At 37.9% G+C, this 21,739-nt stretch carries 21 protein-coding genes and 1 pseudogene; 10 read left to right on the top strand and 12 right to left on the bottom strand.

The genetic code is table 11. The features are described from left to right. Positions 1 to 6 precede the first annotated feature (6 nt). Genes AC3CH7_RS03450 through AC3CH7_RS03435 form a run of 4 tightly spaced genes read right to left on the bottom strand, consistent with a single transcriptional unit; the run spans position 7 to position 2,663 of the window. Positions 7 to 882, bottom strand: coding sequence for an ABC transporter permease (locus tag AC3CH7_RS03450; protein WP_197150403.1), 876 nt, complete (start codon positions 880 to 882; stop codon positions 7 to 9). After that, on the bottom strand, positions 882 to 1,802 hold the full coding sequence (locus tag AC3CH7_RS03445) for an ABC transporter ATP-binding protein (RefSeq protein ID WP_036165936.1): 921 nt from the start codon (positions 1,800 to 1,802) through the stop codon (positions 882 to 884). The genes AC3CH7_RS03450 and AC3CH7_RS03445 overlap by 1 nt, the downstream gene beginning before the upstream one ends. A 5-nt stretch (positions 1,803 to 1,807) precedes the next feature. Then, entirely contained in the window at positions 1,808 to 2,212 is a 405-nt protein-coding gene (locus tag AC3CH7_RS03440; RefSeq protein ID WP_099806156.1) for a DUF3021 domain-containing protein, read from the bottom strand. A gap of 1 nt (position 2,213) precedes the next feature. Then, entirely contained in the window at positions 2,214 to 2,663 is a 450-nt protein-coding gene (locus tag AC3CH7_RS03435) for a LytTR family DNA-binding domain-containing protein (protein ID WP_031417941.1), read from the bottom strand. A 223-nt stretch (positions 2,664 to 2,886) separates the two neighbouring features. Between AC3CH7_RS03435 and AC3CH7_RS03430 the strand changes: the two genes are divergently transcribed. From AC3CH7_RS03430 to AC3CH7_RS03415, 4 genes are all read left to right on the top strand, one after another. Further along, the gene (locus AC3CH7_RS03430; protein ID WP_488381572.1) at positions 2,887 to 3,915 is read left to right on the top strand and encodes an AbrB family transcriptional regulator; all 1,029 of its coding nucleotides are present in this window, start codon (positions 2,887 to 2,889) and stop codon (positions 3,913 to 3,915) included. 272 nt (positions 3,916 to 4,187) lie between these two features. Beyond that, positions 4,188 to 4,328, top strand: coding sequence for an RAxF-45 family protein (locus AC3CH7_RS03425; protein ID WP_012293577.1), 141 nt, complete (start codon positions 4,188 to 4,190; stop codon positions 4,326 to 4,328). A 104-nt stretch (positions 4,329 to 4,432) separates the two neighbouring features. Then, positions 4,433 to 6,235 (top strand): ribosomal protection-like ABC-F family protein, encoded by a 1,803-nt coding sequence (abc-f, locus tag AC3CH7_RS03420; RefSeq protein ID WP_281486648.1) that lies wholly within the window; start codon positions 4,433 to 4,435, stop codon positions 6,233 to 6,235. Next, entirely contained in the window at positions 6,228 to 7,019 is a 792-nt protein-coding gene (locus AC3CH7_RS03415; protein WP_488381571.1) for a GNAT family N-acetyltransferase, read from the top strand. Before abc-f ends, AC3CH7_RS03415 begins: the two co-directional genes overlap by 8 nt. Before the next feature lie 117 nt (positions 7,020 to 7,136). Here AC3CH7_RS03415 and AC3CH7_RS03410 read toward each other — a convergent pair whose 3' ends face one another. Continuing rightward, positions 7,137 to 7,331 carry a hypothetical protein gene (locus AC3CH7_RS03410; protein ID WP_036165948.1) on the bottom strand — a complete coding sequence of 65 codons (195 nt, stop codon included), beginning with the start codon at positions 7,329 to 7,331 and terminating at the stop codon, positions 7,137 to 7,139. A gap of 157 nt (positions 7,332 to 7,488) precedes the next feature. On the opposite strand from AC3CH7_RS03410, the gene AC3CH7_RS03405 reads away from it, so the two are divergent. After that, a complete protein-coding gene (locus AC3CH7_RS03405) occupies positions 7,489 to 8,223 on the top strand; it encodes a hypothetical protein (protein WP_207889755.1) in 735 nt (244 codons plus the stop codon). Between the two features lie 87 nt (positions 8,224 to 8,310). On the opposite strand, the gene AC3CH7_RS03400 is transcribed toward AC3CH7_RS03405, so the two are convergent. Beyond that, positions 8,311 to 8,682, bottom strand: a complete 372-nt coding sequence (locus AC3CH7_RS03400; RefSeq protein WP_012293582.1) for a hypothetical protein — start codon at positions 8,680 to 8,682, stop codon at positions 8,311 to 8,313. Positions 8,683 to 9,068: 386 nt separating this feature from the next. Here AC3CH7_RS03400 and AC3CH7_RS03395 point away from each other — a divergent pair, with 386 nt between their 5' ends. Together AC3CH7_RS03395 and floT are read left to right on the top strand one after the other, a co-directional pair. Further along, complete coding sequence (locus AC3CH7_RS03395; RefSeq protein ID WP_031417947.1) at positions 9,069 to 9,599, top strand: NfeD family membrane protein; 531 nt, start codon at positions 9,069 to 9,071, stop codon at positions 9,597 to 9,599. A 15-nt stretch (positions 9,600 to 9,614) separates the two neighbouring features. Continuing rightward, on the top strand, positions 9,615 to 11,168 hold the full coding sequence (gene floT, locus AC3CH7_RS03390; protein WP_012293584.1) for a flotillin lipid rafts scaffold protein FloT: 1,554 nt from the start codon (positions 9,615 to 9,617) through the stop codon (positions 11,166 to 11,168). Positions 11,169 to 11,585: 417 nt separating this feature from the next. On the opposite strand, the gene AC3CH7_RS03385 is transcribed toward floT, so the two are convergent. Next, positions 11,586 to 12,467: a tyrosine-type recombinase/integrase gene (locus AC3CH7_RS03385; RefSeq protein WP_036161139.1), complete on the bottom strand. Its 882-nt coding sequence runs from the start codon at positions 12,465 to 12,467 to the stop codon at positions 11,586 to 11,588. Positions 12,468 to 12,884: 417 nt separating this feature from the next. On the opposite strand from AC3CH7_RS03385, the gene AC3CH7_RS03380 reads away from it, so the two are divergent. After that, complete coding sequence (locus AC3CH7_RS03380) at positions 12,885 to 15,692, top strand: S-layer homology domain-containing protein (RefSeq protein WP_488381570.1); 2,808 nt, start codon at positions 12,885 to 12,887, stop codon at positions 15,690 to 15,692. A gap of 380 nt (positions 15,693 to 16,072) precedes the next feature. Here AC3CH7_RS03380 and AC3CH7_RS03375 read toward each other — a convergent pair whose 3' ends face one another. Both AC3CH7_RS03375 and AC3CH7_RS03370 read right to left on the bottom strand, forming a co-directional pair. Further along, positions 16,073 to 16,618 (bottom strand): GNAT family N-acetyltransferase, encoded by a 546-nt coding sequence (locus AC3CH7_RS03375; RefSeq protein ID WP_488381569.1) that lies wholly within the window; start codon positions 16,616 to 16,618, stop codon positions 16,073 to 16,075. Between the two features lie 15 nt (positions 16,619 to 16,633). Beyond that, positions 16,634 to 17,458 (bottom strand): methyl-accepting chemotaxis protein, encoded by an 825-nt coding sequence (locus AC3CH7_RS03370; protein WP_447402780.1) that lies wholly within the window; start codon positions 17,456 to 17,458, stop codon positions 16,634 to 16,636. A gap of 300 nt (positions 17,459 to 17,758) precedes the next feature. On the opposite strand from AC3CH7_RS03370, the gene AC3CH7_RS03365 reads away from it, so the two are divergent. Continuing rightward, positions 17,759 to 18,964, top strand: a complete 1,206-nt coding sequence (locus tag AC3CH7_RS03365) for an MFS transporter (protein ID WP_197223755.1) — start codon at positions 17,759 to 17,761, stop codon at positions 18,962 to 18,964. 24 nt (positions 18,965 to 18,988) lie between these two features. Then, positions 18,989 to 19,714: pseudogene (locus AC3CH7_RS03360) on the top strand (sulfite exporter TauE/SafE family protein). Positions 19,715 to 19,767: 53 nt separating this feature from the next. On the opposite strand, the gene fabI reads toward AC3CH7_RS03360, so the two are convergent. The 3 genes from fabI to AC3CH7_RS03345 all read right to left on the bottom strand — a co-directional run bounded on the left by fabI (position 19,768) and on the right by AC3CH7_RS03345 (position 21,675). Next, the gene (fabI, locus tag AC3CH7_RS03355) at positions 19,768 to 20,550 is read right to left on the bottom strand and encodes an enoyl-ACP reductase FabI (protein ID WP_012293591.1); all 783 of its coding nucleotides are present in this window, start codon (positions 20,548 to 20,550) and stop codon (positions 19,768 to 19,770) included. A gap of 148 nt (positions 20,551 to 20,698) precedes the next feature. Beyond that, positions 20,699 to 21,292, bottom strand: a complete 594-nt coding sequence (locus tag AC3CH7_RS03350; RefSeq protein WP_036161142.1) for a hypothetical protein — start codon at positions 21,290 to 21,292, stop codon at positions 20,699 to 20,701. Positions 21,293 to 21,426: 134 nt separating this feature from the next. Beyond that, complete coding sequence (locus AC3CH7_RS03345) at positions 21,427 to 21,675, bottom strand: ferredoxin (RefSeq protein ID WP_004232564.1); 249 nt, start codon at positions 21,673 to 21,675, stop codon at positions 21,427 to 21,429. Between the last annotated feature and the right edge of the window lie 64 nt (positions 21,676 to 21,739).

The following is a 21,739-nucleotide window of genomic DNA, read 5'->3' as shown; positions in this document are numbered from 1 at the left end:
AACTATTTATTTATATTTTCTTTTAAACAAAAGGAGGGAGGCAATTGCTAGGATGAGTATTGTACCAACGATAATGAGGATGCTCGTTGAGGCATGAAGGGTATTACCATGAAGCTCATAGACAATACCATAATTAATTTTATAGTCATTCACATAGGAGACCGGTGTACCTTCAAAGACATTGGTAATGGAGCTTTCCATAAATGTGTTTCGTAAGAGTAATGTAGTATGACTAACCGGAAAATACATAATTAAATTTTGTGCAAAGCTTGGTAGTGCACCGAGTGGGACATAGACTCCGCATAAAAATCCGAGTAATGTACCGACAATAGTTCCTAATGTTGAAAAGGCATTTTGTGTCGATACAAATAACGAAAGAAAAAGATTCAAGACACTCGCGAGTAAGACAGATAATAAGATAATGCCAAGTACCTGAACAAAATGCGCTAGGCTTAAAAGCTTACCACCTGTTGCTACTATAAAAATTTCACAGCCAATTAGTGCGATAAAGGAAAAAATACTGCCAATTATTAATGCATTGAGTACATAGCTCATTTGTATGGTGGCGCGGGAAAGAGGGGCAGTTAAAAAATCGGCCATTGCCTTTGATTCCTGATCCTTTATGGCAATACCATATGCACCAAGTGTTGTTGAAACGGCAATCATCGATAGTAACCCTGCTACAACCCATTCGTTCACCATGGTAATCACTTCAGGTGTGGCTTCCGTGATTCGTTCAATGGCATCTACTTGCATTTTTTGGAGGAATACGGCGTAAAGCACAATGACGATAATCACCGATAGTAGAGAGAAGAACACTTGTGTTTTATCTCGCCTAAATACTTTGTTATTTCGTTGTACTAAGCTCATTAAGGCTTCCATTATGCAACATCCCCCTCTGCCATAATATGAAGAAAGACATCGTCCATCGTTCCTTTAATCACTTCAAAGGAGGCGATGAGTGGCTCCGCTTTCTTTAAAAGGGAGAGAGCTTGTAGGGTGGACTCCAAACGGATTGTATAGATCTCCTGTTTCTCGGTATAGGAAATGGCGTGTTCTTCCAGCCATTTAACACCGTCTATTGGATTATTGAAAACAACGGCCATAGAGTCATAGGCATACTTTGTTTTCAACGCATCAGGCGTACCTTGTGCGACAATTTTTCCTGCCTTTAATACAAGGACCTGATGGGCGACTGCCGCTTCCTCCATATAATGGGTTGTTAAAAACACAGTCATATTCGTTTCGAGTTGGAGCTGCTTGATGGCCTGCCAAACTAATTGTCGTGTTTGTGGATCTAAGCCAGTTGTAGGTTCATCTAGAAATAATATAGTTGGACGATGAATAAGTGCACGTGCAATGTCTGCTCGTCTTTTTTGACCGCCTGATAATGTTCCATATTTTTGCTTTTCTATATCCTCTAAATGCAAATAGGAGGAAACAAATTGATAGTTTTCAGCAAGCTGTGTTTTTGACAATCCATAGGTTCTGCCTCGGTGTAGAATGTTTTCCTGCACAGTTAAACGATCATCTAATAAGCTTTGTTGGAACACAACACCAATGGATTTACGGATATCTGCGTTATGATTGCTGACATCTAGTGTAAAGTTATTAATAGTGACATTGCCGCTGGATTTTTTTAATAAAGTACAAAGGATTTCAATTGTTGTCGATTTGCCAGCACCGTTTGCTCCTAAAAAAGCAAAGAGGGTACCTCGTTCAACTGTGAATGAAATGTCGTTAACCGCATGGTGGTCACCATATTGTTTACATAAATTCTCAACTTTTACCGCGAAGGTCATCTAGATTATTCCTTTCTCTTTCGGATTTCTCGATTTATTTTTTCAATATCATTTAATTGAAGGATATAAAGAATACACCAAACGATGATGTAAATAACGGCTTCAGAAAGCAGCACATATTTCACACCAGAATGCATAAACCAACCACCAAAATAGCCAGCAATTAAAACACAGATTGTCACAGCGATTAAATGCAAGAGTAGCTGCGCCATAAAAGGAATGGATTCAATCTCAAAAATACCAGATATAAGTCCGATGGCAATGCCAAGTATGGCTGCAATTACAGTTTGCTCCAGTAATTCTGTGCCTGACACCATCGCATTATTTGATAGGACGCTAAATGTCACTAAGACATAAGAAGAGCTAAGGGATATGAGTAGTCCGATAATCATCATGCTTACATATTTCATGCTATAGATCCCTCCCAATACCTAAGTGTCGCTTCAATTCTTTTATATATTTACGACTAACATGAATGGTTACATCATTTTCAAGCAGTAATTGTGTTGTACCGATTTTGCCCATTTGAATAGAGGAGATTTTATGGATATTGACAAGTGTAGATTTACTTACTCGTACAAAGTCCTTTGAAAGCTGTGCCTCTAGTTCATATAATTTTCGTTTAGACTCAAACTCTTGCTCATTCGTTTGTAAAAATACTTTGGCATCCTCTGCATAGATGGAATAAATATCAGTAATTTTTAGTAGATGAATTTCTTGTTGAAAGTACCCATCTAGCATAGTAGTTTGGGACGCTTGTAATTGCTGCATGAGTCTTTCAATTTGTTCGTTGTATTCTTTCGCATGTATATGAACCTCTGTTTCTTCAAGTTCATGGTGAATCGTTAAATGAATTTTCATAGGAGACCTCCTTTACTTTCCCCATCAAGGAGAAAACGCTGAATCAGGTAATAATAATGTAGCATAGAAAATTTTAGCAAAGGTAAATTATTGGATAAGAGGTTCAATTTTATCGATAAGAGGTTATTTTTGAACGATAGCAAACCATACAAAAGTCGCTTCAATAGAAAAAAAGGTTAAGAAACGTCATAATATTGTTATCTAGTTGTAAGGGGTTGCTAGTATGTTTGTTTTTGGTAGGCATATATTGATTACATTATGCATTGGCCTCATAGGTGCTGTCGTTTTTCAACTACTTCATATACCAATGCCTTGGTTGCTAGGCGCTATTACAGCGGTACTTATCGTGCAATTGTCGACCAATGTACAATTGAGATGGCATTCTTCCTTCCGTAATTTTGGTTTAATCGTAGCAGGGTATTCTATCGGCTTTGCCTTTACTCCAGAAGCGGTGCAGGATATTAAGCTTTTTTTAGGGAGTATTGTCGTTTTAAATGTGATTTTTATATTGTTATTTTTTGGTGTCAGTTATTTAGTAGCCAAACGTACAGATTTGGATTTTGCAACGGCATTGACATGCTGTGTACCTGGTGGCATGGCACAGGTTATGGCTTTTGCTGAGGAGCAAGGCGATATGGATATGGTGGTCATTACGTTCTTTCAAATCCTCCGTGTTCTTTTAATCGTCGGCTTTGTCCCGCTCATGTTGACAGATGTTGGTGGAAACAGCACTATGAACAACGGAATGTATACATGGGGCCTTGTCGGTATACTAATCGTTTGTGGCTTAGCAGGGTGGATTGCTCAAAAGCTTAAAATTCCAACAGGTTATATGCTTGGCCCCGTATTTTTATTGATGGGAATTAATATGGTGGGGATAGAAGTGCCTAGAATCCCCATATCTCTACTACATATTGCTCAATTGATGGTTGGAATCCATATCGGGTTATTGTTAAAAAAAGAAGATCTACATTTATCAAAGAGGCATATTTTTTATGCATTTGTATCAGCTGGCATTTATATAGGGGCAGCGTATGGCTTAACATTTTTAATGAAAAGTTTATACAGTCTCGACTTTAGGACGGGCTTTTTAAGTATTGTGCCTGGGGGACTTGATCAAATGGGGATTATTGCAGCTTCTGTACATGCCAATGTGACAATCGTCACAGCTTTTCAACTCTTCCGAATCCTAGTGATTTCAATTTTCCTTGTGCCTGTCGTCAAAATGTTTGTAAAAAAAGTGAAAACATGAAGGATAGTTATCAATTAATCCCTCATGTTTTTTTGCTGGTTATATTTCAATTGATGGATTAAATCCTGCAATGTTTCGGCATTCGCTGTTAGCAGTAATGCTGCGCTATTAATAGCATCCATGCTTAAATGAATTACTATTTTTTACTGGTATATAACTAGATTGCCAGTTTGTATATTTATAAAATAAAACGATTGTTAATTTAGCCCCTTTTCAAAAAATCTGAAAAATGGTATTATATGTTTAACTATAATGAACGGAGGTGAAAAAGAATGAATAAAAACGCTACGGACGCATGTGTAAAAGTGGATACGGCTATGTATTTTGCACGCGTCATTACTTTCGATTTTGCGAACAACGGGATAGGTCTGTCCATTTTTAAGCAAAATCAAATAACAAACGTAGCGAATTAACCATTCTTTTTCACACATTTTAATGAGAAGAAGACTGCTTGTTAATGAGCAGTCTTTTTTGTGTTGTCTAGATGTTTTCGCGCGTTTCATTGGAGGAAAAAACGATGCAAATGAAAGCTGAGCAAATACAAAAAATTATGGGTGGCAATATATTATTTGAGCATTTACAACTGGAAGTAAATAGTGGTGAACATGTTGCGATTGTTGGGGTAAATGGTAGTGGTAAAACAACTTTATTGCAGCTTCTATCGGGTATAGATATGCCAGATCGAGGACGTATCATAAAAAGTAAAGATGCCACGATTGGCTATTTACATCAAATTCCACATTATCCAGGACATTCAGTGAAGGAAGTATTAGAAGAGGCATTTGCTGATATTTATGCATTAAAGGCTAGAATGACGATACTGGAGCAAGAAATGCAGTCAACCGTAACGGATAAAACTTTATGGCAATATGGGCAAGTGCAGGAGCAATTCATGCTACAGGGGGGCTATGAGGTGGAAGCCCAATTAGCGATGATTGCTAATGGCTTAGGTATTATGGAAATGTTGGCGCAACCGTTTAGTAGTTTAAGTGGAGGCGAGAAGACGAAGGTAATGCTAGGGCAAATTTTATTGAGCCAGCCAGCTATTTTATTATTAGATGAACCAACGAATCATCTTGATATGCAGGCGATCGAATGGCTTGAAAATTATGTGCGCAGCTTTGAGGGGATTGTTATTGTCGTATCTCATGACCGACATTTTATGAATCAGATTGCACATAAAATAATTGAAATTGAAGATGGAGAGGCATTTACGTACAGCGGTAATTACGATGCATTTCTTGCGCAGAAAGAGGCAAAGATCGAACAGCAATTTTCTGATTATGAAGAGCAACAAAAGAAAATTAAGAAAATGCAAGAAACGATAAAACGCTTAAAACAATGGGCTAATGAAGCAAATCCACCAAATGCTTCTATGCATAGACGAGCAAAAAGTATGGAAAAAGCATTAGCACGTATCGAACGGGTGAAGAAGCCACTCTCAAAAAAGAAAATGAATCTGGCTTTAACGATGGCTGAACGTAGCGGCAAAGAGGTAGTACAATTACAAGACATACACCACGGCTATGATAAGCCTTTATTGATAGACAGTAATCTGGCTATCTATTTTGGAGAAAGACTTGCGATTGTTGGGAGCAACGGTAGTGGTAAATCAACTTTATTAAAAATGATGTTAGGGGAGGTCGTTCCTAACCAAGGTGTTTGCCACGTAGGCAGTAATGTGAAAATTGGCTATCTGTCTCAACAGTTTGAACATAAAAATCCAGCTATCCGATTAATTGATGCCTTTCGAGAAAATGTAGCGGTGTCTGAGGCTGAAGCGCGCCATATTCTCGCACGATTTTTGTTCTATGGCTATGATGTCTTCAAACAAGTGAAGAATTTAAGCGGTGGAGAAAAAATGCGCCTTCGATTAGCTCAATTAATGCATGAGGATATTAATGTGCTCATTTTGGATGAACCAACGAACCATTTAGATATAGAAGCAAGAGAAGTATTGGAGGAAACGCTAGAATCCTTTGAAGGAACTATTATTGGTGTGTCCCATGACCGCTATTTCTTACAAAAAATATTTACAAAAACAGCATGGCTAAAGGATCAAACTATTCATGTGTTTGAAGGAGATTACGAGTGGGCTAGACAAAAGCTACAGGAACTCTCTAAGAAAAAAGAAGTTGTAAATGAACGGGTGCCTAAAATACAACCTGTCAAAAAAGAGCTATCCATTGAACAACAAATTGAAAAATTAGAGGCAAAACTAGAGGAACCTTCACTTGTTGAAGAGCAACGGCAAAAGCTGGAACAGCACATAGAGGAATTATATAAAAAATGGGTGGAAGAGGGAACGGAACATGCTTAATTTAGAACGCATTATGCAGCTAGATATAGATTATGTAAAGAGTTTTAGTGAGATGGAAGTATGTCAAGAAGGAGTTTTATTCTACAATAAGGCAATCCCAACTTATTATGATGCTAATCATGCACATGTTTGGCGAAAGATTGAAAATCCTGCTCAGTTTTTACAAGATATAAAAATGTTCTATCAATCTAAGTCGCTTATCCCGCGGTTGTATTTATATAATCTTGAGGACAATCAAGCATGTATGGAGGCTTTAGAGATGCATGGCTTTCAGTATGAGCAGTTTGTCAATGAAATTCAGTGTTGGAATGGTGAGTTTAGTCAACTCTCACCACATCCAGCCATCCAAATTGAACGAGTAACAGATGTAAATATAGACGAAGCCATGGCAGTGGAAATGAGCATTTCTGCCTTTGGAGATCCTGAATTAATTAAAATGGCCTTTGAGCAAGCTTATTCTTCGCTAAGCTTTACGTACTATTTATTAAAACTAGATGGGGTGCCATGCTGTACGGCTAGTATGTTTGTGTCAGGAAAGCAAGGAAGAATTGAGAGTGTAGCAACCATTGAAAGCTATCGAGGACGTGGTTTAATCGGCTATATGTTGCAGCATATCCAACAACAATCAGTGAATCAAAAGCTCGAGCAGCTATGGATATGGCCAATTAACGATCAGGTTGCTAAAGTCTATGATAGGGCAAATTTTAAATCAATTGGATCCATTGCATCCATTCATGCATTTACAGAAGGAAAAAGTATTCAAAATATACGAGAAAATTCTTAAACTAACATAAATAGCAACCCGCCAACTTCCTGTAAGGTTTAGAAGTTGGCGGGTTTTTTAGAACTGTACTTGCCAATTATAATTACATGACGCTTGGGTCATGGTCTGTTATAACAGCTAATCGGCCATGAGCTCGGTCAAATCAATTTGAATCTCTTTCACAACAGGTCGATTTCTTAAAAGGTCAAAATTTGTTTCACCAGTTGCACGATAGCTCATTACGACATCGAAATCTTCCTCCCTATTAATAGCTACGCCATGATATATCGGTGCAGGTACTAAACTAGTCAAAGGATATAATTTTGAATGCAAGCTAGTAAAATTCCTGAATAGTATCGACTATTCAGGAAATTTGTTTTATTCTTATAAAAGAGGAATTTTCATGGATTATAAGTTTTTTACTTGAAAAAATACCGTATTCGATTTATTGTCTTTAGAGATACTTGTTTATGGACTTGGAGGATATGGAATGCACGGAATTTATATACGCTATAATGTCTCAAAAGAAACCTCAGCAGCAAAATGGCCCAAAAAAATGGATGCATTTGCGTATGTTCAACGAGGAAAACCACAACAAGACAATGACAACTTGCTGTCACCAGAAGAGCTAAAAAATCATGCGATTCGCTATATTAAAAGCTTAAAAGACAATGCAAGTGAACATCTAGTAGAGCAACGCAACGGCGAAATTGAGCATTTTGATCGCCGTTATATGGAATCCTTAAAATTAAAGGAAAGCATTGATTCACAGCTGATTAATCTTGAAGAAATCCGTTTATTGCTGCAACTAATGAATGTTTTAAATTTATCGCATGCCTTCGGGGAAAATGCTGGAAAGCTCCTACGTCAAATTACACCATATGCAAAAGAGGTAGAGCATCCAACATTCCAAACTACTCGCGTTGAACGTCATTTTTATACAGAATTAATCGAGCAAATAGAAGTCATTTACACACGAATTATGCGTCAGCATAACCCATCAACAACGGAAATGCAGCATTCAGAAAAGCTCTGGACAACAGTCTGTGAGCAAGCAATAGAAAAGGTAGAAACACGAATTGAACGCTTATCTTCTATCAAATTAAAGCATGAAAACAATTTATTAGAGTTTAATCATTTAAAACAACAAAATATCGAGGCAAGGGAACGCCTAGATTTAGCCGTTCATGAATTGGATGAGATTTTAAATGTACTAGAATCTTAAAAAAGCATGTCTACCGATTGGAATTCCAGTCGGTGACATGCTTTTTATGTATGAGCAAGTGGCAGTTCAAGCCGATGAGCCCATTCTTTATTTTTCCTCGGTTTGATCGCGCTTAGCTTGGCGGGAAATCCGTAATAAATCCAGCCCAAGCAATACGATAATGATATAGAACAGTGGGCTAGTAAATGATAAACCAATTTGTGACTGTCCACCGAGCAAAGTCAATACAATCCATAAACCAACTGTATACAGAGTCAAACCAATATAGGCCTTCTTAGACATCTTTTTATATCGACCTTTATCTAAGGCAAGCTGTATGATCACTAGCACGACTAATATAAGAAGAATCATTTTTTTAGTCAAGATCGTTGCAATCGTTGTGTCAGGGAAGAAATCATTAACAAATAATAATGTGAAAAATACTAGAATAAAGAAATTTAAGATCGTCGAGAGCTTCATGCTATATCTCCTTAGTTGCCATAATTCCTTTCTATTGTAACATGGTTCTATTAGATGGGAATGGATTTATGTTATATTAGAGGGAAAATTATAAATAGAGTAAAAATAATACAAGATAACCCTCAATAATTTTGTAGTCTGTGGTGAAAGAGCAAAATAATACTAGAAGCTGAATGAATCTTGCGCTTTCCATTTTATAATCTCCAGGTACTCTTTATGATGAATAGAAGCTTCCTTTCTACCCACTCCATCTAAACTTTTATAACATTGCACTTAGTCACTATAAATATGTAAAAATAGGGGAATATTAAAAGTTTGAAAATTTTTGAAACTTTTCCTAAGTGACATCCGTATAGTAGGTAATATGATGAAAAGGGGTGAGCAACTTGACGCTATTTGGCTATTCACTCGAGCAAATCTTTTTGGTGGTTTTGATTTTCGCTGGTCTTGCCACAATACTAGTTATGTTTTTTGGTGATGCAGTTGAAGGTATTGGGGAAGGACTGCCCATTTTTAATCCGAGTGTCATTCTTTCTTTCATTACATTGATGTCTGCAGCAGGATTTATTTTAGAAAAACTAGCCTGGTTCTCTAGCGTTTGGAACATTATTGCTGCATGTATCATCGGCGCTATTTTAAGTACTTTTTTTTATTTATTTGTTCTCGTTCCACTACGGTCAGCAGATGTTTCATTGGCTTATACGGAAGAATCACTAGGTGGACAATTGGGAAAAGTCATTGTACCCATACCTGTAGATGGCTTTGGAGAGGTTGTCATTGAAACCACAAGTGGTATGATTTCGAAGCGGGCAACAGGCTATGATAATGAAGCCATTGACTATGATGAAACCGTACTTGTCGTGGATGTGAAGGATGGTACGCTTTTCGTCAGAACATATGAGAAAAAATTTGTCTAAAGGAGAGATGAGTCTATGTCAATCGAAATTTTAATCGTTTTAGGAATTGTAGCATTTGTATTAATAGCACTAGTAGGTTTATATGTATCAAAATATAAAACAGCAGGTCCTGATGAGGCACTGATTGTGACGGGTAGCTATCTCGGCTCTAAAAATGTACATAAAGATGAGTCGGGGAATCGTATAAAAATTATTCGCGGTGGCGGTACATTCGTATTCCCTATTTTCCAGCAAGCACAGCCATTAAGTTTACTATCTAGTAAACTAGAAGTGACAACGCCTGAAGTGTATACGGAGCAGGGTGTTCCGGTCATGGCTGATGGTACAGCCATTATTAAAATAGGTGGCTCTATTTCTGAAATCGCAACGGCGGCAGAGCAGTTTTTAGGAAAGCAAAAGGCAGAGCGTGAAGGGGAAGCACGTGAAGTGTTAGAAGGTCATTTACGTTCAATTTTAGGCTCCATGACGGTTGAGGAAATCTATAAAAACCGTGATAAATTCTCACAGGAGGTTCAACGTGTTGCTTCTCAGGATTTAGCTAAAATGGGTCTTGTGATTGTATCTTTCACGATCAAGGATGTACGAGATAAAAATGGCTATTTAGATTCACTCGGTAAACCGAGAATCGCTCAAGTAAAACGAGATGCTGATATTGCGACAGCAGATGCGGAAAAAGAAACACGTATTAAACGCGCAGAAGCATCGAAGGAAGCGCAAAAAGCAGAACTAGAGCGTGCGACAGAAATTGCGGAAGCGGAAAAAGAAAATCAATTAAAGGTTGCTGAATTCCGTCGTGAGCAAGATATAGCAAAAGCGCGTGCTGACCAAGCCTATGAGCTCGAAACAGCTCGTGCTAAACAGGAAGTGACGGAGCAAGAAATGCAAATTCGCATTATTGAGCGTCAAAAGCAAATTGAATTAGAAGAAAAAGAGATTTTACGTCGTGAGAAGCAATATGATTCTGAGGTGAAGAAAAAGGCTGACGCTGATCGTTATGCGGTGGAACAAAATGCAGCTGCCGAAAAAATGCGAGAGCTTGCACAAGCAGATGCAGAAAAATACCGTATTGAATCCTTAGCAAAAGCGGAAGCGGAAAAAATCAGAATGGATGGTCTTGCTAAAGCTGATGCAGAACGAGCACAAGGAGAAACAGAGGCAGATATTATACGCCTTCGTGGTCTTGCGGAAGCTGAAGCTAAACGTAAAATTGCCGAAGCCTTTGAATATTATGGTCAAGCAGCTGTACTGGATATGGTTGTACGCATGATGCCGGAATATGCAAAAGAGCTAGCGAGCCCACTTGGTAATATCGATAAGATTACAGTCGTTGATACTGGTGGTGGGGAAGGTAGTGGCGCAAATAAAGTAACGTCCTATGCGACTAATTTAATGTCTACACTACAAGAGACATTGAAAGAAACTTCTGGCATTGATGTGAAAGAACTGATCGAGAGCTATGCTGGTAAGCATACATTGCGTCCAGAATTAGAGCAAATTGCCCTAGGCTTAGAAAAAAAGCAGGCACCTGTTGAGGCTGTCGAAACAAAAGAGACTGTAGAGCAATCCTAATCAACCTAAATTTACTTAAAGAAAAACTGCAGCTCTAATTGTGATAGGCTCCCTATTAGGTAGACAGATCAAAAAATCTGTTTATCTAATAGGGATTTTTTTATGACAAAATGTTCTTTCACTAATGATGCAGTTTGAAATATCAGGAAAAGAACACATTAAGTGAAGCAGGAAAAAATTTCCGATGTATTGGTATCTTGGCAATGAAATCAACAGAACACCTAAAAAATATACTATTGAGAGAAATATTTCATTTTACAATAAGGACGTTAATAAAAAATTTTAATAGCATTCAGGGATGCACCAAAAAAAAATCACTCTCTACCTAATGGAAACTCCATATCCACATATTTATGCAAAAAAGCCCAATCCTTTCAAATTGCGCTAATTTCGTTTTATATTCAATTTTACAAGTGGTCACATTATTTTTTCCTGAGAATACCCGTAATTTCTTTGCCAGTTCGGGATGATTTTCAGCTTTGCCAACTGCTTTTGTTTTGTTTCAGCACTGGTTCTTAAATACCGTCTTGTGGTGTCAATGCTTTTATGTCCTAAAATATCTGCTAAATCCGACAGTGGATTGCCGCAGTCTAAAAAGCTTCGAGCGAAATAGTGCCGCAGATTGTGGGGGAAAACCATTGCTGGATCAATTCCACATTGCTCTGCTACTTCTTTCATTGCACGTGCAATATAGGAACGGCTTATTGGGCTGCCTTTACTGCCCGTAAAAACGATACCGCTTTTCACATTTTTTTCCCTGCAATATAAGGATAAATAACCTTGTAAGTCCTTATGTATTACAATCGTGCGTACAGTTCCTTTATTCTTAATAAGAACCTTTCCGCTGTTGATAGCCTTAACGGTGATAAACTGCAGTTCCCCTATGCGTATTCCTGTGTAGGCAAGCGTCAGCATAATCATCGCGATTTTCGTCTTTTTATTTGTGAAGGCGCTTTCAATTAACTTGTCAAGTTCCTTTTGGGTAAGCTCATGTTGAGCAGTTGTCTGCTCTTGAATTCTGAGAGCCTTTAGCGTGAAATCATCCAGCCCTATAAATTTAAAAAATTTGTTGACCGCCGCAATGCTGCGATTGACGCTTGAAGGTTTCAATCTTATTTCCAATGATTTTTTATACTCAATTAAATATTCTTTTTGCAATTTTCCGTCTTTTTTCTCTAAAAAAGCAAACAGTTTTAAAATATCTTTTTGATAGCTTCTAATACTATTTTTTGCGTATTCATCATATGTTAAATGTTTAATGAATTTAGGTAAAAAGTCCTTTAACGTGTTTAATAGCATAAAAATAATATACTCCTTTTTGACTTTGACACGAGTATATCAGCAAATATTACAATTTACAACACAGTTGCGATAAATATAATTATCGCAACTACTAGCTTTATAATAAACTATAATGAGCATAGTAAACCTTATATTATTTCATTATTCGAAAAAAATCGACAAAAAAATCTCAAAGCTTGCAAAGCACCTTCTTAGAAGGATTTTGTAAGCTTTTTTTGGTTGCGATAATTATATTTATCGCAACTAAAATAAAAAGATTGGTAAGTAAAGATAGGGGTGGGGCTAGGAGGGAGAAGCATTTTAACACATACTTAGACAATCTTTTTATTAACAGAATAAATCACCAAAGTAATATTATTTCAAATTTAAAGTTGTACCTTTAGGAAGTTACTAACAAATTGGAGGTAATGAAAGATGAACTATTTTGAAAGAATAAGCGGTACTGTAAAAGGAATATGCAATAAGTGGACGGTTTCACTACTGTTATTTTTGATAATGTTTTTGTCACTCATGCCGCAGTTTTTGTTGTCGGTAAATGCGGATAGCGCAGCTACACTGTTTGTATCACCTAGTATAGTTTCCAACGACACCGCTCCTAGAGTGGATGGCGCAACATATGCTACGCTGCAGGGGGCGATAAATGCAGCACAGGACAATGATACAATTGCTGTAACAGAAGATATAAATCTATCCTCTGCGATTTCAATTATGAAAGATATTACGCTACTGGCTAGCGGTGGAAATTACAAGGTTACACTGGGTATTAATGCTAATTTTAGGGTTCAGGATGGCTTTGATTTGACTTTGGGAGGGGGCTCGGATACTGAAGTACTTACACTTTCAGGTCCCCAGAGAACAATTATAACCGTTGCAAATGGGAATATTGAAATAAACAACGGAGCAAAGCTTTTAGCGACTGGGCCTCGGAATATGGTACTGGATTTATACGATCCGAAGGCATCTGGAAAAATAACCGGCGGACATTTGGAATCTTCTGGATCAATCGCCATTTCGATGACGAATGGTGCCAGGCTGGAGGAAATCAGTGGCGGAACTATCATTGGTAAAACGCACTCGTTATATATGTATGACGAAGATACAAAAATCAATCTAATTTCGGGCGGCACCTTCAGAAATTTAGCTGCTTCTCCAGAGAGGTGGGCGAACGTTCAGGTGGATGGTAAGGCACAAATTGGTGAGATATCCAACGGGGATTTTTTTGCGGAACAAGAGATTGCTGCTCTTCGCCTGCTTCGTGGTGGAACTATTGGAAAAATTAGCGGTGGTCGATTTATTTGTGCCTATACCAAGCTTACTGCAAATTACTATGGAAGAGGCATTGACATTGTAGCATTGGGCGACCCATCAGGTATCGGTGAAATTTCTGGCGGAACTTTTGATGGAGAGATTGGTGTTCTGCTACTAGAAGACGGCGCTTTTATTAACAAGATTAGTGGTGGAACCTTTTTAGGTGGAGAAGCTGGGCTTCAAAATGATATTGGTGGAACTATTGATATCATTAGCAATGCCATTATTACTTCGACAAACGTTGGCCTTCTGAATGTTGGTACGATTAATGAAATCGGCAGTAATACAGAAATCACCGGAGATTCTATTGCCCTTTGGAACTATGCGTCGAATCATCCCAATGCTATTATCAAGCTCATCAGTGGGGGCAAATTTACCAGTGTCAGCGCATCTGGAGAAGCTTTCCTAAATGAAACGACGGTAAACATGATTTCTGGCGGCATTTTCATTGGCGGCTTCCATGCAATCAATTCAACTACTTTAAGTAGCACCTCTCCTGCAAAAATCGACACTATATCGGGAGGCGTTTTCTACGCCCAAACGACAGGCGATCCAAGCTTTGTGACTATAAATCTAGCCAATCCTTTAATTTTGGAACCGTTTTTATTGACTAACAAGGGAAAAGCACGTTTTTGGGGAAACGAAGGCAGTATTTTTAATGATGAAGCCCTAGTAATCTACCCGGCAGATTACCGTATGAGCACTGCTACTGAAACAATAAGCGATATTGTAGGTGTGGGATTTAAATATTTGACAAAGTCACTTTATACAGTAAACTTTAATTCCAACGGTGGTTCTGCAGTGGCAGAACAAACGGACATTCCTCGAAGTAGCCTTATAACCGAGCCAACGCCACCAATCAAAAGTGAGTATACGTTCAGCGGTTGGTATAAAGAAGATACACTAACTAATGCATGGAAATTTGATACAGATACTGTTACCGACAACATTACTTTATATGCAAAATGGACAAGTAAAGGTGGCAGTGGTAACAATAACAGTAACAATAACAGTAACAGTAACAATAACAATAACAATAACAATAACAATAGCAGCAGTGGAGCACCTTCGGCGACATTACTAGTTCAAGGCATAGACAAGCAATCTGGAGAAATTATCTATAGTAAAAGTTCAAGTGTGATAGTCGGCACGACAGAAACGATAAACGCCCTGGCTATTGAGGGTTATCACTTGGATACGGGCAGTAAAAAGACGGAAACGATAACGTTCAAAGCAGGTGAAAACAAGGTTGTATTCTTCTATAGTAAGAACATAGATGCTATCCCCGAGCTTGAAACTGGTGAACATATCAAGTATATTAACGGCTACCCTGACGGCAGCGTAAAGCCAGGAAGCTCAATCACAAGAGCGGAAGCGGCGGCAATATATTTCAGGCTGATAAAAGACGAAAATAAGAATATTGCTGTAAATGGAACATTCAGTGATGTCGGTGGCGACACATGGTATGCACAGTCGGTCAATTACCTTGCAAGTCAAGGCATACTGGTGGGGTATAGGGATGGCACGTTCAAGCCTAGACAGACAATTACAAGAGCGGAATTTGCAGCCATAGCTTCAAGATTTGATAACCTATTAACAAACGAAAACACTTCGTTTAAAGATGTCTCAATCGACCATTGGGCGGCAGCGTATATTGACAGCGCGTATACTAAGGGGTGGATAAATGGCTATCCTGACGGCAGCTTTAGACCGGCAAGTTCAATCACTCGCGCTGAAGTGGTGAAAATTATTAACAACATGTTAAACCGCAAAATCGAACTTAGCGATATCCCATCGGACGCAGTGCAATATAAGGATTTAACTAAAAAACATTGGGCGTATTGCTACATCATAGAAGCGTCTACAGAGCATAGCTACACGCGTAAGGATAACGGCTTTGAGCTGTGGAAATAGTAAAGGAAGTATTTTCTATTATTTTGTATAGGGGAAATTTATCTGGCTAATTATATTCAAAAGTGAACTGCGCTAAATTGTTAGACACATTCTAACAATTAGAAGCGCAGTTTTTTTATGGATAAATATACGGCTAATAAAAAATTAGAAGCTGTTTTACGTTATTTAAATGGCAAAGTAAGTTATAGAGAATCGGGAAAATGTACGACGGCAATTGTCAAACAAACTGTCAAAAGTTATTTGATTTTTAATAACGGTAGCCGAATATAAGCGAAACGAAACAACCAGTCGCCGATTCATTACCAGCAACGATTGAATGATCTTTTTGATCTCTGTCTTATATAGGAGTTAGTCCCGAATCGATTCATCAGGTCGCTTTGTTATTTTTGTTGCTGCCACTCACTTCGGAGCATGCCATATACAACATGATCCACATAATGATCATAAAGCCATTCTGCTGCTCGTAGGGTGCCCTCTTTCATTAAACCAAGGCGCTCTGGGATTGCGCGACTTTTTTCATTGCCAACAGCAGCACGAATTTCCACTTTATGAAGTTGTAATGTTTCAAAGGCATATTGTAATAGAGCTTTTACAGCTTTGGTCATAATGCCATGCCCCTGTGCACCTTCACTAAGCCAGTAGCCAATCGTGCCGATTTTATTAGTGGGATTAATAGTATTAAAGCCAGCGATGCCGACAATTTCATTTTTAAAGAGAATGACGAGAGAAAGGCTATTATTCGCTTCATACCCCTTGATACAGCCTTCTATATAGGCTTTTGTATCTGCTACTTCCTTTGTATAGTCCAGCCATGGTAGCCATTCCTTTAAATACTTTCTTGAAGCATCGGTACATGCAAAAACTGCTTCTGCATCCTCTAGGGTAATTGTACGTAAAGATAAATCATCATTAATGTAAATATTCATCTCATCACCTCATTTCTATTTTAGTGCATCATGCATAAAGCCTTTCATTTCTCGGCTAAGCACTGTCAGCTCTTCGATAATTTCGCTAAAATCTTGTACGAGCTGTGCTTGCTCATTCGTGGCATCATTAATTTGTCCCATATTTTGCTTTAGGTTTTCAAGATTTCTATTAATATTACGTAAGGAGGATTCTATATTTTCGGTAGCACTAGATGTCTCAAAGGACAATTTTCGAACTTCCTGTGCCACAATATTAAAGCCAGCACCATGCTGTCCAGCGCGAGCGGCCTCTATGGATGCATTTAAGCCAAGTAAATTGGTTTGGCGGGAAATGCTTTTAATTAAATCCGTTACGGCATTGGTTTTTTCTGAATCCTCTAGGGCATGCTGTGCCTGCTTATTTATTTCCTCACTAGTCGCCGCTAATTCCTCTGAATGGGAAGCAATTGTATGTACTTTATCCTGTAGGCTATTGACGATATTATCCATAGTACTCATATAATCTTCGAGTTTAAGCTCAGTATCTATTGGTAGGCCAAACGCTAAGGCACCTACTACTAAACCATTTTCGCGAATGGGGAATGAAAAAGCATTGATTGCTACGCCGTAAACATCCTTCGGTATAACCACATCTGCATTTTGTCCGTTAAAGGCAATGTAAACATTTTGGTCATTAGCATTTACTTTTTGTCCATCATGATAGCCTGAATCTACACGTTTACCTGCTAAATACTTGATGACTGTTTCACTGTCCTTTTCAATAACAGCTACAATGGCTTCTTGCTTTAATGCAAGGTGAATATAAGGTGCTGCAAGGGCTAAAGCTTCGATAATTTTCATAAAAATTCCTCCAAGTCTAGTCAATGAAAAATGGTTGTGTCATCTGTATTCATTGTGACAATGGTTCTAGATGATTACCTTTACTGTAGCATAATATTTGCCAAGTCAAAATAGAAAATTCCTTTTTATAAATAGCGTTGGAAAGAGAATTGGATTGTTTTTAAATGTCAATTAAATTTTACTTTTTTTAGTGAAAATGACGATGGATTTGTCCATTTTTTGACGGAGAGGTCGTGTGTTTTGCAAAATATTGTATTAAAATAATAGTAGAAATGCTGAAGAGCTGAAGGAGAGAGAGTCATGGAATATATACAAAAGGGCACGAAAGCGTTTCGTAAAGCAAACTGGGCCTTATTTTTGGCAGGCTTTATTACTTTTGCTAACCTCTATATAACACAGCCATTACTGCCGACATTTGCAGATTTGTTTCACGTCTCGCCAGCTGTTGCAAGTTTATCTCTTTCTGTCACTACCTTTGCCTTAGCAGTGAGTTTAATTATTATTAGTTCGTTATCTGAGGCATGGGGAAGAAAATCATTGATGACGATTTCTATTTTTGCAGCCTCTGTATTGACAGTGGCACTTGCGTTTTCACCAAACTTTGAAATAATTTTAGTATTGCGAGTGCTTCAAGGAATCGTTTTTGCAGGTTTACCGGCAATTGCCATGGCTTATTTAGGGGAGGAAATGGAACCAGCAAGCTTAGGGGTTGCCATGGGTCTATACATTAGTGGTAATTCTGTAGGAGGACTTAGTGGACGAGTCATTATTGGGACATTAACGGACCATTATAACTGGCATGTAGGGATGATGGTGCTAGGAGGAATCAGCCTTATTGTCAGTGTGTTGTTTGTCTGGATGCTGCCAAGCTCTAAGCATTTTAGCCCTCGTCCTTTACAATTAAAAGCATTAACTAAAACGCTGTGGCAACATCTGAAGGACCCTTCTATGTTGTGTCTATATGGTATAGGATTTGTTCTGATGGGAAGCTTTATCACACTTTATAACTATATTGGCTTTAAATTAATGGCCCCTCCCTATAATTTGAGCGCGACCATTGTAGGTTGGATATTTGTTATATACCTAGTAGGAACAGTAAGCTCAGCTTGGTTTGGTAGTCTAGCCGATCGTTACGGACGCCAACAAATGCTATTACTAGCCATTGCCATCATGTTGGCAGGAGCCGTTGTAACACTCAATGGGCTCCTTACTTTAAAAATTATAGGCATTACGGTGTTTACCTTTGGTTTTTTTGCTGCTCATTCTATCGCAAGTGGCTGGGTGAGTAAACGGGCAACACATGATAAAGCACAAGCATCATCCCTTTATTTATTTTTTTATTATGTTGGTTCGAGTGTTGGTGGGACAGTAGGTGGTGTTTTTTGGGTGAAATATGGCTGGATAGGTGTGGTCGCCATGATTGCTTTATTTTTACTAATTGCTTGCGTGTTATCTTTCTTATTGAAGGAATTAATTGCTAAGCAACATGCTACCACCACTCTATAGTATTAAATGATGTGAGGTGTTGTTTTGCAGGAATTACTTTTGTACTTTTTTATTATACTAACAGCTTCCATTTTGCAAACAAGTACGGGGTTTGGTTTTTCTATTATGGCCACCCCTTTTTTATTGTTGCTTTTTTCTCCGCAAGAGGCGATGCAAATAAATATCGTACTGTCCCTTGTTATTTCCTGTTCTCTAATTTGAAGGGTGAGGCATGATATTGATACCGTTTTGCTGAAGAGGATTATAATTGGTAGTGTTGTGGGTGCTCCTTTCGGTAGCATTGTATTTGCCTTAGTTGATGCCACGACATTTAAACTTATAATCGCCATCCTTTTAATAGGCCTTACGTTTTTATTGATGAAAAATTTCTCTATTCAACAAACAAGTGGTAGAGATTATGGCGTTGGTTTAATCTCAGGAATGTTTACAACAAGTATTGGTATGGCAGGACCGCCATTGTTGATGTATTTTGCGAGCACGCATCAAAATAAAGAAACCATTAGAGCTATTTCACTAGCCTATTATATTTTTATCTATCTTATTAGTTTACTATCTCAAGTTACTGTTGAGGGCACAAGTACACTAGTGTGGATTTATAGTCTGTATGCCTTGCCTATTGTTTTCATCGGTTTGATTTTGGGACAAATGTTGTATACTAGGCTCAATCAAAAGCTATTTAGATCATTGATTTATCTTCTTTTAGTAGCAGCAGGTCTGATTTTATTCATACAAAGTATTGGGACGATATGATAAAGAAAAAAGAAGAATGGAAGAGAGTATTTATCTTCCGTCCTTCTTTATAGTTAACCCATAATATTGTAGCCAGCGTCGATGTAAATAGTTTCACCAGTGACACCACGTGATAAGTGAGATAGCATAACAATGGTCATATCAGCTACTTCATCTTGTTGAACATTTCGTTTTAAAGGAGCTGTTTCCTCAATTTTGTGTAAAATTGTATTAAAGGAAGGAACCCCCTTTGCAGCAAGTGTACGAATAGCACCGGCTGAAATAGCATTGACGCGAATATTGTCTTGACCAATATCAGCAGCAAGATAGCGCATAGAAGCCTCTAATGCAGCCTTTGCTACACCCATCACATTGTAGCCATCAAGCACTCGTTCCGCACCTAAGTAACTCATTGTAACGATCGAGCCACCCTCTGTCATATATGGATGAGCGGCTTTTGCTGTTGAAATTAGAGAGTAGGCACTTGTATCTTGTGCAAATGCGTAGCCTTCACGTGTTGTTTCTAGGAAGCGGTTGTGTAAATCTTCGGCGTGAGCAAAAGCTACTGAATGCACAATACCATGAATAATGCCAACCTTTGAGCCAATTTCATCAAATGCTGCTTTTGTACTTTCATCACTATTAACGTCACATTGAACAACAAGAGAATCAGCTTGACCCATATTGTCTAATTGCTTTTGTAATTTTTTCAATGAGCGTTCTTGACGATAAGTGAAAATAACGTTTGCCCCTACATCAAATAAACGTTTTGCAATGCCCCATGCGATACTACGATCATTCGCTACACCCATGACAACAATATTTTTATCTTTTAATTGTAATAAATTATCCATCATTATAAAGAACTCCTTTGTGAGATAATATCTGTTATTAGTACCAACTACTAAAATCTTATCATACATAAAAAAACGTTGCAATAGAGTAGCCGATTATCGGGCAAAAAAAATTCATCCCTACTATGTGAGAGACGAATGAAATGGCATACTAATTAGCTACATAATCTTCATACATATCTACTGCTTGATAAACAGCACTATTGATAGTGATTCTAAAGCAATTGTGGTTACGAATTGTTTGAGCAAGTATTTTGATGGCTCTTGTTTGGTCTCTATGGAAAGGCGTGTTGTCCGTTTGAAACCCATCATCTAAATATGCGAGAAAATAAGGTTTGTCTTCCTGAGAATTTAATAAATCGGCCGCAGTACTTTTTCCAACCGTCTTATAAACCCATAAATCGATGGCATTTCCTAACTGAAACGCAGCAAAGTATTGTAAATCGTCATTATTACATTGATTTATTTTTTGAATTATTTGAATTTTTTTGAGCTCTTCCAGCAAAAATGTATTGATAGAGTAGTAGATGGCTTTAGAAGGATTGAGAATCAGTTCATCGGTATGCTGAGATTTAAAAAAAAACCAATTATTTAACACAATGGCCCATGAATCGAGTGTATTCAAACATTTCGCATAAACCTGCGGAAAAATTATTTGCCATTTTGCCGCGAGTTTTTTAAATTGATTGATATGCTCTTTATCGATATGGAATAAACTATGCTCTACTTGTAACTGCTCAAACATCATCATTCCTCCAATAGATTGGTCTGTATAGCATATGATTGATAATCTTGTTGCAAAAGTTAGTAGAATATTTCATCCAAATGAAGAAGGCACCCATTGAAGGATGCCTTTTGGGTGTACATACATATTGAAGACTATTCGAATTTTAATGAGTCACCATCAAAAGTTTCATCTGCTACTTTGATAGAGTCAGTTGGACACCCTTCAAAAGCGTCTTGCATATCTTCTAATAGATCTTCTGGCACTTCAGCAGTTCCCATGTTATCATCTAAAATAACGAAGGCAATACCTTCATCATCATAATCATAAATGTCTGGCGCTGCGGCTCCACATGCGCCACAAGCGATGCATGTATCTTTATCAACTATTGTGTATTTAGCCATTTTTTTCTCTCCTTTAACGATGTTCCTACAAAGCTTCATACTCATTTTAAAGATGTTTATCTTA

It is taken from the genome of Lysinibacillus sp. F12, from assembly GCF_057773605.1.
This window is presented reverse-complemented; position numbering and strand designations above follow the sequence as displayed.